Origin of the sequence: Micromonospora halophytica (assembly GCF_900090245.1) — a bacterium.
Taxonomy (GTDB): Bacteria; Actinomycetota; Actinomycetes; order Mycobacteriales; family Micromonosporaceae; genus Micromonospora; species Micromonospora halophytica.
In genome coordinates this window covers 1-16,126 of record NZ_FMDN01000002.1, presented here as the reverse complement: position 1 = coordinate 16,126, position 16,126 = coordinate 1, and the positions used below count along the sequence as shown (strand labels likewise).

The 16,126-nt window shown below is 71.2% G+C and carries 16 protein-coding genes; 15 read left to right on the top strand and 1 reads right to left on the bottom strand.

Features of this window, described 5'->3' with window-relative positions:
* Positions 1-99: 99 nt before the first annotated feature.
* The 10 genes from GA0070560_RS02765 to GA0070560_RS02715 all read left to right on the top strand — a co-directional run bounded on the left by GA0070560_RS02765 (position 100) and on the right by GA0070560_RS02715 (position 9,429).
* On the top strand, positions 100-900 hold the full coding sequence (locus tag GA0070560_RS02765) for a helix-turn-helix transcriptional regulator (protein ID WP_091290971.1): 801 nt from the start codon (positions 100-102) through the stop codon (positions 898-900).
* Positions 897-2,327, top strand: coding sequence for a Fe-S cluster assembly protein SufB (gene sufB, locus GA0070560_RS02760; protein ID WP_091290968.1), 1,431 nt, complete (start codon positions 897-899; stop codon positions 2,325-2,327). Before GA0070560_RS02765 ends, sufB begins: the two co-directional genes overlap by 4 nt.
* A 120-nt stretch (positions 2,328-2,447) precedes the next feature.
* On the top strand, positions 2,448-3,590 hold the full coding sequence (sufD, locus tag GA0070560_RS02755) for a Fe-S cluster assembly protein SufD (RefSeq protein ID WP_091290965.1): 1,143 nt from the start codon (positions 2,448-2,450) through the stop codon (positions 3,588-3,590).
* Positions 3,590-3,916: a non-heme iron oxygenase ferredoxin subunit gene (locus tag GA0070560_RS02750; RefSeq protein ID WP_088975117.1), complete on the top strand. Its 327-nt coding sequence runs from the start codon at positions 3,590-3,592 to the stop codon at positions 3,914-3,916. The genes sufD and GA0070560_RS02750 overlap by 1 nt, the downstream gene beginning before the upstream one ends.
* Positions 3,916-4,689, top strand: a complete 774-nt coding sequence (gene sufC, locus GA0070560_RS02745) for a Fe-S cluster assembly ATPase SufC (protein ID WP_091290964.1) — start codon at positions 3,916-3,918, stop codon at positions 4,687-4,689. The genes GA0070560_RS02750 and sufC overlap by 1 nt, the downstream gene beginning before the upstream one ends.
* Before the next feature lie 25 nt (positions 4,690-4,714).
* Entirely contained in the window at positions 4,715-6,019 is a 1,305-nt protein-coding gene (locus GA0070560_RS02740) for a cysteine desulfurase (RefSeq protein WP_091290961.1), read from the top strand.
* 1 nt (position 6,020) lies between these two features.
* On the top strand, positions 6,021-6,497 hold the full coding sequence (sufU, locus tag GA0070560_RS02735; protein ID WP_091290958.1) for a Fe-S cluster assembly sulfur transfer protein SufU: 477 nt from the start codon (positions 6,021-6,023) through the stop codon (positions 6,495-6,497).
* Positions 6,494-6,889: a metal-sulfur cluster assembly factor gene (locus tag GA0070560_RS02730; protein ID WP_091290956.1), complete on the top strand. Its 396-nt coding sequence runs from the start codon at positions 6,494-6,496 to the stop codon at positions 6,887-6,889. Before sufU ends, GA0070560_RS02730 begins: the two co-directional genes overlap by 4 nt.
* Before the next feature lie 528 nt (positions 6,890-7,417).
* The gene (locus GA0070560_RS02720) at positions 7,418-8,056 is read left to right on the top strand and encodes an acVLRF1 family peptidyl-tRNA hydrolase (protein ID WP_091290953.1); all 639 of its coding nucleotides are present in this window, start codon (positions 7,418-7,420) and stop codon (positions 8,054-8,056) included.
* Positions 8,057-8,214: 158 nt separating this feature from the next.
* Positions 8,215-9,429 (top strand): RCC1 domain-containing protein, encoded by a 1,215-nt coding sequence (locus GA0070560_RS02715; protein ID WP_091290950.1) that lies wholly within the window; start codon positions 8,215-8,217, stop codon positions 9,427-9,429.
* 91 nt (positions 9,430-9,520) lie between these two features.
* Here GA0070560_RS02715 and ypfJ read toward each other — a convergent pair whose 3' ends face one another.
* Positions 9,521-10,432, bottom strand: a complete 912-nt coding sequence (ypfJ, locus tag GA0070560_RS02710) for a KPN_02809 family neutral zinc metallopeptidase (protein ID WP_091291878.1) — start codon at positions 10,430-10,432, stop codon at positions 9,521-9,523.
* A gap of 244 nt (positions 10,433-10,676) precedes the next feature.
* Between ypfJ and GA0070560_RS02705 the strand changes: the two genes are divergently transcribed.
* The 5 genes from GA0070560_RS02705 to GA0070560_RS28005 all read left to right on the top strand — a co-directional run.
* The gene (locus GA0070560_RS02705; RefSeq protein ID WP_091290947.1) at positions 10,677-12,281 is read left to right on the top strand and encodes an ABC-F family ATP-binding cassette domain-containing protein; all 1,605 of its coding nucleotides are present in this window, start codon (positions 10,677-10,679) and stop codon (positions 12,279-12,281) included.
* A 361-nt stretch (positions 12,282-12,642) separates the two neighbouring features.
* A complete protein-coding gene (locus GA0070560_RS02695; protein WP_007072022.1) occupies positions 12,643-12,870 on the top strand; it encodes a helix-turn-helix domain-containing protein in 228 nt (75 codons plus the stop codon).
* A 46-nt stretch (positions 12,871-12,916) separates the two neighbouring features.
* Complete coding sequence (locus GA0070560_RS02690; protein ID WP_091290945.1) at positions 12,917-13,684, top strand: enoyl-CoA hydratase/isomerase family protein; 768 nt, start codon at positions 12,917-12,919, stop codon at positions 13,682-13,684.
* Positions 13,685-13,798: 114 nt separating this feature from the next.
* A complete protein-coding gene (locus tag GA0070560_RS02685; protein ID WP_170839280.1) occupies positions 13,799-15,781 on the top strand; it encodes an ABC transporter ATP-binding protein in 1,983 nt (660 codons plus the stop codon).
* A gap of 48 nt (positions 15,782-15,829) precedes the next feature.
* Positions 15,830-16,126 (top strand): IS5 family transposase (locus tag GA0070560_RS28005; protein ID WP_139131431.1); only part of this gene is annotated, 297 nt, incomplete at its 3' end.

Below are 16,126 nucleotides of genomic sequence, written 5' to 3'. Positions count from 1 at the left end.
GTGTAGTGGAGCCCGATCGGGTGACTCCGCCGCCCCGGTGTCGGGGATCACCGGGACCCGGGTTTGCGGGCCTTGGGCGAATTACGTAACGTTGGCGTTGTGAAAAACGCGGCGGCGCTCTCGGAGCACCTGCCGGCGGCCGCCCCGGTCGCCGGCGGCTCCAGGTCGCGGCGCGGCGCCGGACGCGCCGAGCTGGAGCTGTCTCCGGCCGCGTCCGCCGATCTCTCCACCCGGGACCGGGTCACCCAGCTGCTGCTGGAGCGGGGGGCGACCACCGCCGCGCAGCTCGGCTCGGCGCTCGGCCTCAGCCCCGCCGCGATCCGCCGGCACCTGGACGCGATGCTCGCCGACGGCGACGTGGTCGCCCGGGAGCAGGTGGTGCGGGGCAGTCGGGGTCGGGGTCGCCCGGCGAAGGTGTTCCTGCTGACCGACGCCGCCCGGGTCCGCTGCGGCACGCACCACTACGACAACATGGCCACCGCCGCGCTGCGCTGGATCGCCCGCAACGGCGGTTCCGACGCGGTGCAGGAGTTCGCCGCCGAGCAGGTGGCCGCGCTGGAGGCCCGCTGCCGGGCCGCGATGGAGGACGCCGGCGACGAGCCCCTGGCGCGGGCGGAGGCGCTCGCGGGGGCGCTCACCGCCGAGGGCTACGCTGCCAACGCGTCCACGATCGCCTCCGGCGGCCAGCTCTGTCAGCACCACTGCCCGGTGGCGCACGTGGCCGCCGAGTTCCCCCAGCTGTGCGAGGCCGAGACCGCGGTCATCTCCCGCCTGGTCGGCACTCACGTGCAGCGCCTGGCCACCATCGCGCACGGCGACGGGGTGTGCACCACGCACATCCCGGCCCAGCCGCGTGCCCAGTCCGGTACCACCGTCACCACTGTGAGGACAGATAGATGACCGAGCAGATCGTCCAGCCCCTGACCCAGGAAGAGCAGCTCGCCGCCCTCGGTCGCTACGAGTACGGCTGGGCCGACCCCGACGTCGCCGGGGCCGCCGCCCAGCGTGGCCTCAGCGAGGCGGTGGTGCGGGACATCTCGGCGAAGAAGAACGAGCCGGCCTGGATGCTCGACCTGCGCCTGAAGGGCCTGCGGCTGTTCGGCCGCAAGCCGATGCCGGCCTGGGGCGCCGACCTCACCGGGATCGACTTCGACAACATCAAGTACTTCGTGCGGTCCACCGAGAAGCAGGCCACCAGTTGGGAGGACCTGCCGGAGGACATCAAGAACACCTACGACCGGCTGGGCATCCCCGAGGCGGAGAAGCAGCGCCTGGTCGCCGGTGTCGCGGCGCAGTACGAGTCCGAGGTGGTCTACCACAAGATCCGTGAGGACCTCGAGGAGCAGGGCGTCGTCTTCCTGGACACCGACACCGCGCTCAAGGAGCACGAGGAGCTGTTCAAGGAGTACTTCGGCACGGTCATCCCGGTCGGCGACAACAAGTTCGCGGCGCTGAACACCTCGGTGTGGTCCGGTGGCTCGTTCATCTACGTGCCGAAGGGTGTGCACGTGGAGATCCCGCTGCAGGCCTACTTCCGGATCAACACGGAGAACATGGGCCAGTTCGAGCGGACGCTGATCATCGTCGACGAGGGCGCCTACGTGCACTACGTCGAGGGCTGCACCGCTCCGCTGTACTCCTCCGACTCGCTGCACAGCGCGGTGGTGGAGATCGTCGTCAAGAAGAACGCCCGCTGCCGTTACACGACCATCCAGAACTGGTCGAACAACGTCTACAACCTGGTCACCAAGCGTGCCGTCTGCCACGAGGGCGCGACCATGGAGTGGGTCGACGGCAACATCGGCTCCAAGGTCACCATGAAGTACCCGGCGGTCTACATGACCGGCGAGCACGCCAAGGGCGAGGTGCTGTCGGTGGCCATGGCCGGTGAGGGCCAGCACCAGGACGCCGGCGCGAAGATGGTCCACGCGGCCCCGCACACGTCCTCGACCATCGTGTCGAAGTCGATCGCCCGGGGTGGCGGCCGCACCTCGTACCGGGGTCTGGTGCAGGTGCTGGAGGGCTCGCACCACAGCCGGAGCACGGTCAAGTGCGACGCGCTGCTGGTCGACACCATCTCCCGCTCGGACACCTACCCGTACGTCGACATCCGCGAGGACGACGTGGCGATGGGGCACGAGGCGACCGTCTCCAAGATCAGCGACGACCAGCTCTTCTACCTGATGAGCCGTGGCCTGAGCGAGGACGAGGCGATGGCGATGATCGTGCGCGGCTTCATCGAGCCGATCGCCAAGGAGCTTCCGATGGAGTACGCCCTGGAGCTCAACCGCCTGATCGAGCTCCAGATGGAGGGCGCGGTCGGCTGACGCCGCCCGACGTGGGCCGACCCGCGTGCGGCCCCGGCCCGTCGTGCCGCGTCGCGACCGGCCCGACCTGCCCTCCGATCAATGCCACCGTCGCCACGGAACAGACAGACCAAGGAAGAGATGACTACCCAGGCTTCCGCGCCGCCCAGCACCAAGACGCAGGCGCTCCGTTCGTACGACGTCGCCGACTTCCCGGCCCTCACCGGCCTGGAGGAGGAGTGGCGCTTCACCCCGCTCAAGCGGCTGCGCGGGCTGGTCGGCGAGGCGCAGGCCGCCGCCGCCACGGTCCGCCACGAGTACGGTGACCTGCCCTCCGGCGTCACCGTCGAGCGGATCACCAAGGAGGACCCGCGGGTGGGCAGCGTGCTCACCCCGGTCGACCGGGTCAGCGCGCTGGCGTACGGCGGGGCCGACCAGGCGCTGCTCGTGACGGTCGCGGCGGACGCCGTGGTCGACCGGCCGGTGACCCTGCGGGTCGTCGGCGACGGCGCCGAGGGGCTGGCCTTCGGGCACACCTTCGTCGAGGTGGGCCGCTTCGCCGAGGTGGTCGTGGTGCTGGAGCACCTCGGCTCGGCCACCCTGGCCGACAACGTCGAGGTGTCCGTGGCCGACGGCGCGAAGCTGACCCTGGTCACCGTGGCCGACTGGTCCGCCGACGCGGTGCAGGCCCAGCACCTGAAGATCAGGCTGGGCCGCGACGCGAAGGCGACGCACGTGCACGTGAGCCTCGGTGGAGACCTGGTCCGGCAGTACACCTCGGTGGAGTACACCGGCCGCGGCGGCGAGGCCGAGCTGTACGGCGTCTACTTCGCCGACGGCGGGCAGCACCTGGAGCACCGGCAGTTGGTCGACCACAACGTGCCGGACTGCCGCAGCTACGTCGGCTACCGGGGCGCGCTGCAGGGCGACGACGCCCGTACCGTCTGGGTCGGCGACGTGCTGATCCGGGCCGAGGCGACCGGCACCGACACGTACGAGATCAACCGGAACCTGCTGCTCTCCGACGGTGCCCGGGCCGACTCCGTGCCGAACCTGGAGATCGAGACCGGCGAGATCGCCGGCGCCGGCCACGCGAGCGCGACCGGCCGCTTCGATGACGAGCAGCTCTTCTACCTGATGGCCCGGGGCATCCCGGAGGGCGAGGCCCGCCGCCTGGTGGTGCGCGGCTTCTTCGCCGAGCTGATCAACAAGATCCCGGTCGAGGAGCTGCGCGAGCGGCTCGGTCACGCGATCGAGGCCCGCCTGGCGAAGGCCGGCGCGTGATGATCAGGATCTGCTCGACCGAGGACGTGCCCAAGGGCACCGTGATCAGCGCCGACGTGGACGGCACGCAGATCGCCCTCGTGCACGGCGAGGACGGCCAGTTCTACGCCGTGTACGACGAGTGCTCGCACGCCGCGGTCGCCCTCTCCGAGGGGGAGGTCGAGGGGTGCACGTTGGAATGCTGGCTGCACGGTTCCCGTTTCGACCTGCGTACCGGCGAGCCCACCGGGCTGCCCGCCACCGAACCCGTTCCCGTCTACCCCGTCGAAGTCCGCGACGGCGACATCTACGTCAGCCTGACGCCGAGCAATGGAGTGACCCGATAATGAGCACCCTGGAGATCCGCGACCTGAAGGTGTCGGTCAAGCTGCCCGAGGGTGAGCTCAAGCCGATCCTGTATGGGGTAGACCTGACGGTTGATTCGGGAAGCACCCACGCGATCATGGGTCCGAACGGCTCCGGCAAGTCGACCCTGGCGTACTCGATCGCCGGCCACCCCAAGTACGAGATCACCGGTGGCTCGGTGACCCTCGACGGCGCCGACGTGCTGGCCATGTCCGTCGACGAGCGGGCCCGCGCCGGCCTCTTCCTGGCCATGCAGTACCCGGTCGAGGTCCCCGGCGTCTCGGTGGCGAACTTCCTGCGCACGGCCAAGACCGCCATCGACGGCGAGGCCCCGAAGTTGCGCACCTGGGGCGGCGAGCTGCGTGGCGCCATGCAGCGCCTCCAGATGGACCCGGCGTTCGCCCAGCGCAACGTCAACGAGGGCTTCTCCGGCGGGGAGAAGAAGCGGCACGAGATCGTGCAGCTGGAGCTGCTCAAGCCGAAGATCGCCATCCTCGACGAGACCGACTCCGGCCTCGACGTGGACGCGCTGCGCGTGGTCAGTGAGGGCGTCAACCGGGTCCGCGACACCGGTGACACCGGCGTGCTGCTGATCACCCACTACACCCGGATCCTGCGCTACATCAAGCCGGACTTCGTGCACGTCTTCGTCGCCGGCCGGATCGTCGAGCAGGGCGGGCCGGAGCTGGCCGACAAGCTCGAGGCCGAGGGCTACGAGCGCTACGCCGCCGGGGCCGGTTCGGCGCGGGCCTGACACGCACACGACAGGGGCCGCTGAGATGACCACCATCGCCATCCCCGAGGGCATGCCGCAGTACGACGACGTGCCCCGCTTCGACGTGGCCGCGGTGCGCGCCGACTTCCCGATCCTGGACCGGGAGATCAACGGGCACCGGCTGGTCTATCTCGACAGCGCCAACACCTCGCACAAGCCGCGGCAGGTGCTCGACGTGCTCGCCGAGCACTACGCGATGCACAACGCCAACGTGTCGCGCTCGGTGCACACCCTGGGCACCGAGGCGACCGAGGCGTACGAGGGGGCCCGGGCGAAGATCGCCGCATTCATCAACGCGCCGAGCGTGGACGAGGTGGTGTTCACCAAGAACTCCACCGAGGCGATCAACATCGTGGCGTACGCGTTCTCCAACGCGTCGCTGCGGCCCGACGCCGACGAGCGGTTCCGGCTCGGCCCGGGCGACGAGATCGTGATCTCCGAGATGGAGCACCACTCGAACATCGTCCCCTGGCAGTTGCTCTGCGAACGCACGGGCGCGACCCTGCGCTGGTTCCCGGTCACCGACCAGGGGCGGCTGGACGAGTCGGGGTTGGAGGAGCTGGTCACCGAGCGGACGAAGATCGTCTCGCTGGTGCACACCTCCAACATCCTCGGCACGGTCAACGCCACCGCGCGGATCACCGAGCGGGTCCGCCAGGTGGGCGCGCTGCTGCTGCTCGACTGCTCGCAGTCGGTGCCGCACATGCCGATGGACGTGGTCGACCACGACGCCGACTTCATCGTCTTCACCGGGCACAAGATGTGCGCCCCGACCGGCATCGGCGTGCTGTGGGGCAGGGGCGAGCTGCTCGCCGCGATGCCCCCGGTGCTCGGCGGCGGCTCGATGATCGAGACGGTGTCGATGGCGCGTTCGACGTTCGCCGCGCCGCCGGCCCGGTTCGAGGCGGGTACCCCGCCGATCGCCGAAGCGGTCGCGCTCGGGGCGGCGGTCGACTACCTGAGCGGGATCGGCATGCGGGCCGTCCAGTGGCACGAGAAGGAGCTGACGGCGTACGCGTTGGACGCCCTCGCCACGGTTCCCGGGTTGCGGATCTTCGGCCCGAACGTGCCGGTCGGCCGGGGCGGAACGATCTCGTTCGCGCTCGGCGACGTCCACCCGCACGACGTGGGGCAGGTCCTCGACTCGCTCGGCGTGCAGGTACGGGTGGGGCACCACTGCGCGAAGCCGGTGTGCACCCGGTTCGGCGTCCCGGCGATGACCCGGGCGTCGTTCTACCTGTACACCACCACGGAGGAGATCGACGCCCTGGTGGCGGGTCTCGAGCAGGTGCGGAAGGTGTTCGACTGAGATGCAGCTGGATCAGCTCTACCAGGAGATCATCCTGGACCACTACAAGCACCCGCACGGGCGTGGGCTGCGTGACGCCGAGGACCCGCAGGCCCGGGTGGCCGAGGCGCACCACGTCAACCCGACCTGCGGTGATGAGATCACCGTCCGGGTGGCCACCGGCGGCGACGTGCTCGACGACATCTCGTACGACGGGATGGGCTGCTCGATCAGCCAGGCGTCGGCGAGCGTGTTGCACGAGCTGCTGCGCGGCCGGGGCGCGGGTGAGGCGTTCGCCGTGCACGAGGCGTTCGTCGAGTTGATGTCCGGGCGTGGCCAGGTCACGCCGGACGAGGACGTGCTCGGTGACGGGGTGGCGTTCGCGGGTGTCGCGCGCTACCCGGCCCGGGTCAAGTGCGCGCTGCTGCCGTGGATGGCGTTCAAGGATGCCGCGGCACGCGCCGGCGTGGGCGCGAGCCCGACGGAGGTGAAGGCATGAGCGACGAGACGACGGCGCCGGAGAACGGCGCGGTGGCGACCGAGGGCGCGGCGCCGGCGGCCGGCGGCAGGGCCGCCGTCGCCGACATCGAGGAGGCGATGAAGGACGTCGTCGACCCCGAGCTGGGCATCAACGTGGTCGACCTCGGCCTGGTGTACGGCGTGCACGTCGGAGACGACAACGTCGCGACGCTGGACATGACGCTCACCTCGGCGGCCTGCCCGCTCACCGACGTGATCGAGGACCAGGCCCGACAGGCGCTGACCACCGGCCCGGGTGGCGGCCTGGTCGACGACATCCGGATCAACTGGGTCTGGCTGCCGCCGTGGGGGCCGGACAAGATCACCGACGAGGGGCGCGACCAGCTCCGCTCGCTCGGCTTCAACGTCTGACCGTCACCGTCGAGCGCGGCACCCGGCACCGGGGTGCCGCGCTCGACGCGCGGGTCATCCGGGCTGTCCCCCCGCCGGGGCCTGGACAAGCCCGTCCCGGGCCTTCGCCGGGGTGCTCACGTTGACCCTGCTGAACCCGGCCACCGTGGTTTACTTCACGGCGCTCGTCATCGGCCGCCGGGGCTCCGTCGACCCGGACCTGCCGGTCGCGTCCGCCTTCTGCTCGGGGCGATCTCGCCCTCGGCGAGCTGGCAACTGCTGATCGCCGGTGGCGGTTCCCTGGTCGGACGGGTGCTGGCGGGTCCGCGCGGCCGCCTGGTCACCGCCCTGGTGTCCAGCGCGATCATCGCCGCCCTCGCCGTCGCGGTGCTGTTCGTCGGGTGATTCCGACCCGACCCCGGCCGCCTGCCGCGATCATGCGGTTCCGGTCGCCTTTTCGCGGCCTTCGCGCCGGTTCGGTGGGGCCACCTCTGCAAGATCGCGGTACTGAGGGGCGGGGGCAGGGGCCAGTGGCGTAGGTTCGGGAGCGTGAGCAGCCGACCCGCAGCCGGCGGCGGCCGCTGGGTCGAGGTCGAACCGGCCCGGGTGGCCCGGTGGACCGAGGGCTTCGCCGAGCGGCACGGTCCGCCCACCACCACCGTTCTTGGGTACGGCCTGCTGCTGACCGCCCCGGACGGCGCCACGGCCGAGCTGCACACCCCGCCCGGCGCACGCCCCGCGCCGGACCTGCCCGGATTCGTCGGGGCGGCGGCCGCACCCCGCCGGATCGGCCTGCTGCTCGCCCGCAAGGGCGCGGTCGCCGTCGGCGTGGCCGAGGGCCTCGACCTGGTGGTCTCCAAGGTGGACACCCGTTACGTGCAGGGGCGTACCGCCGCCGGTGGGTGGTCCCAGCAGCGGTTCGCCCGGCGGCGCGACAACCAGGCGAAGGCGGCCCTCGGTGACGCGGCGGAGTTGGCCGTACGCCTGCTGCTGCCGGAGGTGTCGACCCTTGCGGCCCTGGTCTGCGGCGGTGACCGGCGGGCGGTGGAGACCGTGCTGGCCGATCGCCGGCTGGCCCCGCTCGCCGCGTTGCGCGCCGGCCGCCTCCTCGACGTGCCGGAACCCCGGCACGCAGTCCTGGTCGCCGCCGTCTCCGCCGCCCGAGCGGTCCACATTCTGGTCCGCTGAACGGAAAAGATCCCATCAAGGCGGGTCAATCCAACCCGTCTAATGTGCATCGAAGGCAGCCGATGCATATCGTCGGTGCGACGAAGTGGTGGGTCTCCGGGCGCCCGCCGGGGCAGCTTCGTCGTCCAGGCACCGACATCGTTGGGAGAGAGCAGTACATGAACGGACATCAGGACGGCCGGCTGCGGGCCCGGTGGCGCCGTGCGACGAGACTCCTCGCCGCCGCAGCGGCGATGTCCATCGGAAGCGCCGTGCTCACCGGGGCACTGACGGCCGGCGCGGCGGCGGCGGGCGTCACCCAGGCCGAGCGCGGCGCGCTGGCCGCCCCGGCGGTCACCAGCGTCACCGCGGGCGCGGCACACACCTGTGCGATCAGCGCCGACGGGGGACTGTGGTGCTGGGGTTCGAACTACGGTGGCCAGCTCGGTGACGGGACCACCACGAACCGGAGCACCCCGGCGCGGGTCGGCACCGCCACCTGGACCGGGGTCGACGCCGGCTCCGGGCACACCTGCGGGGTGCAGGCGGACGGGTCGCTGTGGTGCTGGGGCAGCAACTTCCGGGGCCAGGTCGGTGACGGGACCACCACGAGCCGGAGCACCCCGGTGCGGATCGGTACGGCCACCTGGGCCAGTGTCGACGCCGGCCCCGCCCACACCTGCGCCGTGCGGACCGACGGCGCCCTCTGGTGCTGGGGCTTCAACCGGACCGCGCAGTTGGGCGTCGGCAACTCGCCCTATGTCGCGACCACCCCGCTGCAGGTCGACACGGCGACCAACTGGGCGAGCGTCTCGACCGGCTTCGCGCACACCTGTGGTGTCCGCACCGACGGAACGCTGTGGTGCTGGGGTTACAGTTCGGACGGGCAGCTCGGTCTCGGCACCCTGGGCTCTCAGACGACGCCGGCGCAGGTCGGCACCGCGACCACCTGGACCGGCGTGACGGCCGGGTACGCGCACACCTGCGGGATCCGGTCCGGCACCCTCTGGTGCTGGGGTGAGAACGGGTACGGGCAGTTGGGCGTGAACACCAACTTCCAGACCACGCCGGTCCAGGTCGGCACGACCACGACCTGGAGCAGGGTCGGCGCGAGCGGCGACACGTCGTGTGCGGTCCGCAGCGACGGCGGCCTGTGGTGCTGGGGCAAGAACGCGGAGGGGCAGGTGGGCGACGGCACCACCGTCCACCGGTCCGCGCCCACCCGGGTCGGCGACGCCACCACCTGGACCGGCGGCCCGGCCGCCAGCAGCCACAGCTGCGCGATCCGCGCCGACGGCGGCCTGTGGTGCTGGGGCGACAACAGCGGTGGGCAGTTGGGCGACGGCACCACCATCGAGCGGTCCACCCCGGCCCAGGTGGCCCTGCCGAGCTGAGCCGCCGCCGGGTCACGATGCCGGGTCGTCGGCCTGTACCGCTGGCTGCGCGTCAGCGGTACAGGCCGACGGCCGGCCGGGTGCCGGACGCTCAGAGGCTGCCGCCGAAGGTGTCGCAGGACTTCGGGTCCCCGCTCGCGTAGCCCCGGGTGAACCATTCCTTGCGCTGCGCGGACGAGCCGTGGGTGAACTCCTCCGGGTTCACCGGGCGGTCGGCCCGCTCCGAGATGGCGTCGTCACCGATCTTCTCGGCCGTGTCGATCGCCTGCGCGATGTCCTGCTCCGAGATGCTCCTGAAGATCTTCTGACCGGATTCGTCGGCGGTGCCGGTGGCGTTCTTCGCCCAGGCCCCGGCGTAGCAATCAGCTTGGAGCTCCAACTTCACCGACAGCGCGTTGGCGTTGTCCGGGTCGCGCTGCTGCTGGCGGCGCACCTGTTCGTTGGTGCCGAGCAGATTCTGGACGTGGTGGCCGTACTCGTGGGCCAGCACGTACGGCTGGGCGAACTCGCCCTCGGCGCCGAGTTGGTCGGCCAGCACCCGGTAGAAGGTGAGGTCGATGTAGACGAGCGAGTCGGCGGGGCAGTAGAACGGGCCGACGCCGGAGCCGGCCTGGCCGCAGGCGGTGTTCACGCCCTGGCTGAAGAAGACCGTCTTCGACGGGCGGTACTGCTCGCCGAACGCCTCGGGCAGCGCCGTACGCCAGTACGCCTGGACGGAGTTCACGTAGAGGGTGTTACGGCAGTCCAGCTGCCGCAGCGCGTCGTCGGTCGAGCACTTCTGCTCCAGGGCGGTGTTGTCCCCCTGCCCGCCCCCGCCGCCGTTCATCGCGTTCAGCCCGAAGCCGCCGCCGACCAGCGCCACCAGCACGGCGATGACGATGCCGACGACGCCCCCGCGACCGCCGCCGATCGGGATGGGGATGCCCATCCCGCCGCCTCCGCCGGACCCTCGCCGGTCGTCCACCTGGCTGGTGTCGATCCGCGCGTTCTCGTTCAGCTCCATGTTGACCCCGATCACCGATTCGTCACGTCTGGTGGTTGCGGTACCGGACCGGGTCCGGACGGCGATTCGGTACCCGATGATCTTGCCAGGTAATCCGGGCGGCGCGTCACGGGCCGCCCGGTACACTTGCCCCCGTGCTGCTCTGCGAAGGCTGAACCGCCCCGCGCCGACGGTCCCTGAGGCCCGCCGGCCGTTTCGCGTGCCCTGAGTCAGCCCTTCCAGACCCCGAGAGCGAGTACCGGAAATGATCACTGCCACCGGCCTGGAGCTGCGCGCCGGCGCCCGGATCCTGCTGTCCGACACCACCCTGCGGGTGCAGCCCGGTGACCGGATCGGCCTGGTCGGCCGCAACGGCGCCGGCAAGACCACCACGCTGAAGGTGCTGGCCGGGGAGGGACAGCCGTACGCCGGCCAGATCGACCGGCGCAGCGCGATCGGCTACCTCCCGCAGGACCCGCGAACCGGCGACCTGGACGTCACCGGGCGGGACCGGGTGCTCTCCGCCCGCGGGCTGGACGTGCTCATGGCCCAGATGAAGGAGTTGGAGGCCCGGCTCGCCGTCGACGCCGACGAGAAGCTGGTCCGGCGCTACGGCGCGCTGGAGGATCAGTTCGCCGCCCTCGGTGGGTACGCCGCCGAAGCCGAGGCCGCCCGGATCTGCGCCAACCTCGGGCTGCCCGACCGCGCCCTGGCGCAGACCATCGGCACCCTCTCCGGCGGTCAGCGCCGACGCATCGAGCTGGCCCGGATCCTGTTCCGCGACGCCGGCGAGAACGGCGGCGGCATCCTGCTGCTCGACGAGCCGACCAACCACCTCGACGCCGACTCGATCACCTGGCTGCGCGGCTTCCTCGCCAACCACAAGGGCGGCCTGATCGTGATCTCCCACGACGGTGCGCTGCTGGAGTCGGTGGTGAACAAGGTCTGGTTCCTCGACGCCACGCGCTCGGTGGTCGACGTCTACAACCTGGGCTGGAAGGCGTACCTGGAGGCCCGGGAAGTCGACGAGCGGCGTCGCCGCCGGGAGCGGGCCAACGCCGAGAAGAAGGCCGGCGCGCTGATGGCGCAGGCCGACAAGATGCGGGCGAAGGCCACCAAGACCGTCGCCGCGCAGAACATGGCCCGCCGGGCCGAGAAGCTGCTCTCCGGCCTGGACGAGGTCCGGATCGCCGACAAGGTGGCCAAGGTGCGGTTCCCGAACCCCGCGCCCTGCGGCAAGACCCCGCTCACCGCGACCGGCCTGTCGAAGTCGTACGGCTCGTTGGAGATCTTCACCGACGTGGACGTCGCGGTGGACCGCGGTTCCCGGGTGGCCATCCTCGGCCTCAACGGCGCCGGCAAGACCACCCTGCTGCGGATGCTCGGCGGCCTGCTGGAGCCGGACACCGGCTCGGTGAACCCGGGCCACGGGCTGCGGCTCGGCTACTACGCCCAGGAGCACGAGACGCTGGACGTGGAGCGGACGATCCTGGAGCACATGCGCAGCGCCGCGCCGGACCAGACCGACACCGACCTGCGCAAGATCCTCGGCGCGTTCCTCTTCTCCGGCGAGGACGTGGACAAGCCGGCCGGGGTCCTCTCCGGCGGGGAGAAGACCCGGCTCGCCCTGGCCACCCTGGTCTGCTCCGGCGCCAACGTGCTGCTGCTCGACGAGCCGACGAACAACCTCGACCCGGTCAGCCGGGAGCAGGTGCTCGACGCGATCGCCCGCTACCCGGGGGCCATCGTGCTGGTCACCCACGACCCCGGCGCCGTGCTGGCCCTCAAGCCCGACCGCGCGATCCTGCTGCCCGACGGCGACGAGGACGCCTGGTCCGACGACCTCCTGGAACTCGTCGAACTCGCCTGACGGCGCGCCGGGGTGTGGTCAGGGGAGGAGGTGGGTGGGGAGGCCGGAGCCGGCTGCGCGCCGCCACGAAGAGCACGGTCAGCACCACGATGTCGTCGACGTTGGTGGCCGTGAACACCAGCGCCGCGGCCGCCGCGGCGGCGAGCAGGCCGGTCATGCCCGGCAGGGTACGGGTGGCGGCCCGGGCCGTCGAACCGGACGCCCACCACACGTGGACGTCGGCAGGATCACTCTATCGGGAAGCTGACATTGCATAGCGTGTCGGTTGGCGAAGAGTTGATATCTGGCGCATGATCGTTCGAGGCGGTCTAATAGGTGGGACCGTATCCGAACCGCACAGTCTGGGACGTGAGGAATCAGCATGGCAGCCACTGGCACAGCCACCAGCACTGAGAAGGGTCGCCGGATCGTCGGAGCCGAGCGTCAGACGCTCGCCAAGGACCTGGTAAAGCGGTACACCGGCGGAGAGAGCATCCGTGCTCTCGCGGCCTCGACGGGGCGATCCTACGGGTTCATCCACCGAGTGCTCACCGAGTCCGGGGTGCAGCTGCGCCAGCGTGGCGGTGCCCGGCGCCGCAAGAAGGCGTGACCCGCCCACCGGCGTCGTCCACCAGCGTCGTCCTCCGGGCGGTCCGGTGACCGCCGAGACGACCGGGGTACGCCTCGACTGCGACGGGCCGGTCGCGACGGTCACGTTGTGCCGGCCCGACGTGCTCAACGCCCAGACCCCGGCGATGTGGCGCGCGATGAGCGACTTCTCCCGGGATCTTCCCGGCGACGTGCGTGTCGTCGTGGTGCGCGGCGAGGGGCGGGCCTTCTCGGCCGGTCTCGACCTGTCGGTGGCCGGCGCCTCCGGGCCCGGTTCCTTCGCCGAGCTCTCCACCCTGCCCGAGCAGGAGTGCGCGGACCGGATCGCCGAGTACCAGCAGGGCTTCACCTGGCTGCACCGCCCCGACGTGATCTCGGTGGCCGCCGTGCAGGGGCACGCCATCGGCGCGGGCTTCCAGTTGGCGCTCGCCTGCGACCTGCGGGTGCTGGCCGAGGACGCCCGGTTCTCCATGGCCGAGGTGACCCTCGGGCTGGTCCCCGACCTGGCCGGGACCAAGCGCCTGGTGGAACTGGTCGGCTACTCCCGCGCGCTGGAGATCTGCGCGACGGGCCGTCGGCTGGACGCCGCCGAGGCGGACCGGATCGGTTTGGCCACCCTGGTCGTGCCCGGCGCCGAACTGGACGGGGCGGTCCGCGACCTCACCGCCGGGCTGCTCTCGGCCAACCGTGACGCGGTGGTGGAGATCAAGGCGCTGCTCGCCGGCGCGGGTGGCCGTACCCACGCCGAGCAGCAGCGCGCGGAGCGGGAGTCGCAGACCCGTCGGCTGCGTGATCTCGCCGGGCGGGGAGAATAGTAAGGACCGTTCGGGAAGATCCGGGTTACTGCCGAGGTTGTCGTAGTCGTCGGGAGAATTGGACCCGACGGCGCAGCGCTGCCCACGATCCGGAGGTGACCGATGTCCAACCCGATGTCCGGCGGGGGCATGGCCGGGTGGAGCATGCTCCGGTCGATGCGTAGCCAGGACGAGGTCTCCACGCACCGGCTCAAGCGCGGCACCGCCCGGCGGATCGTCGCCTTCGCCCAGCCGTACCGGCGGGACATCGTCGTCTTCCTGATCACCGTGGTGATCGCCGCGATCATCGGGGTCGCCACCCCGGTCCTGGCCGGCGACGTCATCAACACCATCACCCGGGGCGGCCCGGACGCCGGCGACGCGGTCGTCCGGCTGGCGCTGTTCATCGCCGCCCTGGCGGTCGCCGACGCGCTCTTCTCCCTGGCCCAGCGGTGGTACTCGGCCCGCATCGGTGAGGGGATCATCCTCGACCTGCGCACCCGGGTCTACGACCACGTGCAGCGGATGCCGTTGCAGTTCTTCACCCGCACCCAGACCGGCGCCCTGGTCAGCCGGCTCAACAACGACGTGATGGGCGCCCAGCGGGCGTTCACCTCGACGCTGTCCGGCGTGGTCAGCAACGTCATCCAGCTGGTCCTCACCGCCGGCGTGATGTTCACCCTCTCCTGGCAGATCACCACCCTCTCGCTGGTGCTGCTGCCGATCTTCATCATCCCGGCCCGTCGGGTCGGCAAGCGGCTGGCCGAGATCACCCGCGAGTCGTACAACCTCGACGCCAAGATGAACGCGACCATGACCGAACGGTTCGGGGTGGCCGGGGCTCTGCTGGTCAAGCTCTTCGGCTCGCCCGAGGAGGAGGCCCGCCGGTTCGCCGGCCGGGCCGAGCGGGTCCGCGACATCGGCATCCAGTCGGCGATGTACTCGCGCACGTTCTTCGTCGCGATGCTCCTGGTCGCCTCGCTGGCCCAGGCCCTGACCTACGGGCTCGGCGGCTGGCTGGCGGTCACCGGCGCGGTCAGCGCCGGCACCGTGGTCACCCTCGCGCTGCTGCTCACCCGCCTGTACGGCCCGCTTACCGCGCTGTCCAACGTCCGGGTGGACGTGATGAGCGCCCTCGTCTCCTTCGACCGGGTCTTCGAGGTGCTCGACCTGCGCCCCGGCATCGAGGAGAAGCCGGACGCGGTGCCGGTGCCCCGGGGCGCCGGTCGGGTCGAGTTCCGCGACGTGCGGTTCCGCTACCCGGCCGCCGCCGAGGTGTCGCTCGCCTCGCTGGAGGAGGTCGCCACCCTCGACCGCACGGTCAACGAGCCGGTGCTCAAGGGCGTCTCGTTCACCGTCGAGCCGGGTCAGATGGTGGCCCTGGTCGGCCCCTCCGGCGCCGGAAAGTCGACGCTGTCGATGCTGATCTCCCGGATCTACGACGTCACCGACGGCGAGGTGCGCGTCGGCGGGATGGACGTCCGCGACGCCACCCTCGCCTCGCTGCGCGACGAGATCGGCGTGGTCACCCAGGACAGCCACCTCTTCCACGAGACGATCCGGGAGAACCTGCGCTACGCCAAACCGGAGGCCACCGACGACGAGATCTGGGCGGCGCTGGCCGGCGCGCAGGTCGCCGACCTGGTCCGGGCCCTGCCCGACGGGCTGGACACCATGGTCGGCGAGCGCGGGTACCGCTTCTCCGGCGGGGAGAAGCAGCGCATCGCGATCGCCCGGCTGCTGCTCAAGGCGCCGTCGATCGTGATCCTCGACGAGGCCACCGCCCATCTGGACTCGGAGAGCGAGGCGGCCGTGCAGCGGGCGCTGTCGGTGGCGCTGACCGGGCGTACCGCGCTGGTCATCGCGCACCGGCTCTCCACCGTCCGGGAGGCCGACCAGATCCTGGTCCTCGACGACGGCCGGATCGTGGAGCGGGGCCGGCACGACGAGCTGGTCGCCGTCGGCGGGCTCTACGCCGAGCTGTACCGCACCCAGTTCGCGGTCGCCGACTCGCCCACCCCGTACGCCGACGAGGTGGAGTCCGAGCCGGTGGTGACCACCGTGCCGATGGGCACGTACGTCGCCCAGGAGGCCCTGCCGCCCGCCGCCGCCAACTAGGGCGTGTCTCCTGGATCTTGGGGCGTGGCTCGACTATTCATCTCTGTTGTGGGTGGACGGTTTGAGCTGAGCGATGTCGAGTACGCGCGGATCGCGCCGTTGCTGCCGGCGATGACGCCGCAGCGTGGTGGGCGGTGGCGTGATCACCGGCAGGTGATCAACGGGATCGTGTACCGGGTGCGGACCGGGGTGCCGTGGCGTGACGTGCCGGAGCGATACGGATCGTGGAAGACGCTGTACAAGCGGTTCACCCGCTGGCAGGAGGACGGGACCTGGGCGCGGATCGAGGCGATGCTGCAGGCCGACGCGGACACCGCGGGAGATCTGGACTGGCATGGCAATGCC

What these genes read in the sequence shown, in the direction of transcription:
- GA0070560_RS02750 (WP_088975117.1), top strand. Translation starts at nt 3,590, where the DNA reads ATGATCAGGATCTGCTCGACCGAGGACGTGCCCAAGGGCACCGTGATC.
- sufU (WP_091290958.1), top strand. Translation starts at nt 6,021, where the DNA reads ATGCAGCTGGATCAGCTCTACCAGGAGATCATCCTGGACCACTACAAG.
- GA0070560_RS02715 (WP_091290950.1), top strand. Translation starts at nt 8,215, where the DNA reads ATGAACGGACATCAGGACGGCCGGCTGCGGGCCCGGTGGCGCCGTGCG.
- GA0070560_RS02685 (WP_170839280.1), top strand. Translation starts at nt 13,799, where the DNA reads ATGTCCGGCGGGGGCATGGCCGGGTGGAGCATGCTCCGGTCGATGCGT.
- sufC (WP_091290964.1), top strand. Translation starts at nt 3,916, where the DNA reads ATGAGCACCCTGGAGATCCGCGACCTGAAGGTGTCGGTCAAGCTGCCC.
- sufD (WP_091290965.1), top strand. Translation starts at nt 2,448, where the DNA reads ATGACTACCCAGGCTTCCGCGCCGCCCAGCACCAAGACGCAGGCGCTC.
- ypfJ (WP_091291878.1), bottom strand. Translation starts at nt 10,432, where the DNA reads ATGGAGCTGAACGAGAACGCGCGGATCGACACCAGCCAGGTGGACGAC.
- GA0070560_RS02740 (WP_091290961.1), top strand. Translation starts at nt 4,715, where the DNA reads ATGACCACCATCGCCATCCCCGAGGGCATGCCGCAGTACGACGACGTG.
- sufB (WP_091290968.1), top strand. Translation starts at nt 897, where the DNA reads ATGACCGAGCAGATCGTCCAGCCCCTGACCCAGGAAGAGCAGCTCGCC.
- GA0070560_RS02705 (WP_091290947.1), top strand. Translation starts at nt 10,677, where the DNA reads ATGATCACTGCCACCGGCCTGGAGCTGCGCGCCGGCGCCCGGATCCTG.
- GA0070560_RS02730 (WP_091290956.1), top strand. Translation starts at nt 6,494, where the DNA reads ATGAGCGACGAGACGACGGCGCCGGAGAACGGCGCGGTGGCGACCGAG.
- GA0070560_RS02695 (WP_007072022.1), top strand. Translation starts at nt 12,643, where the DNA reads ATGGCAGCCACTGGCACAGCCACCAGCACTGAGAAGGGTCGCCGGATC.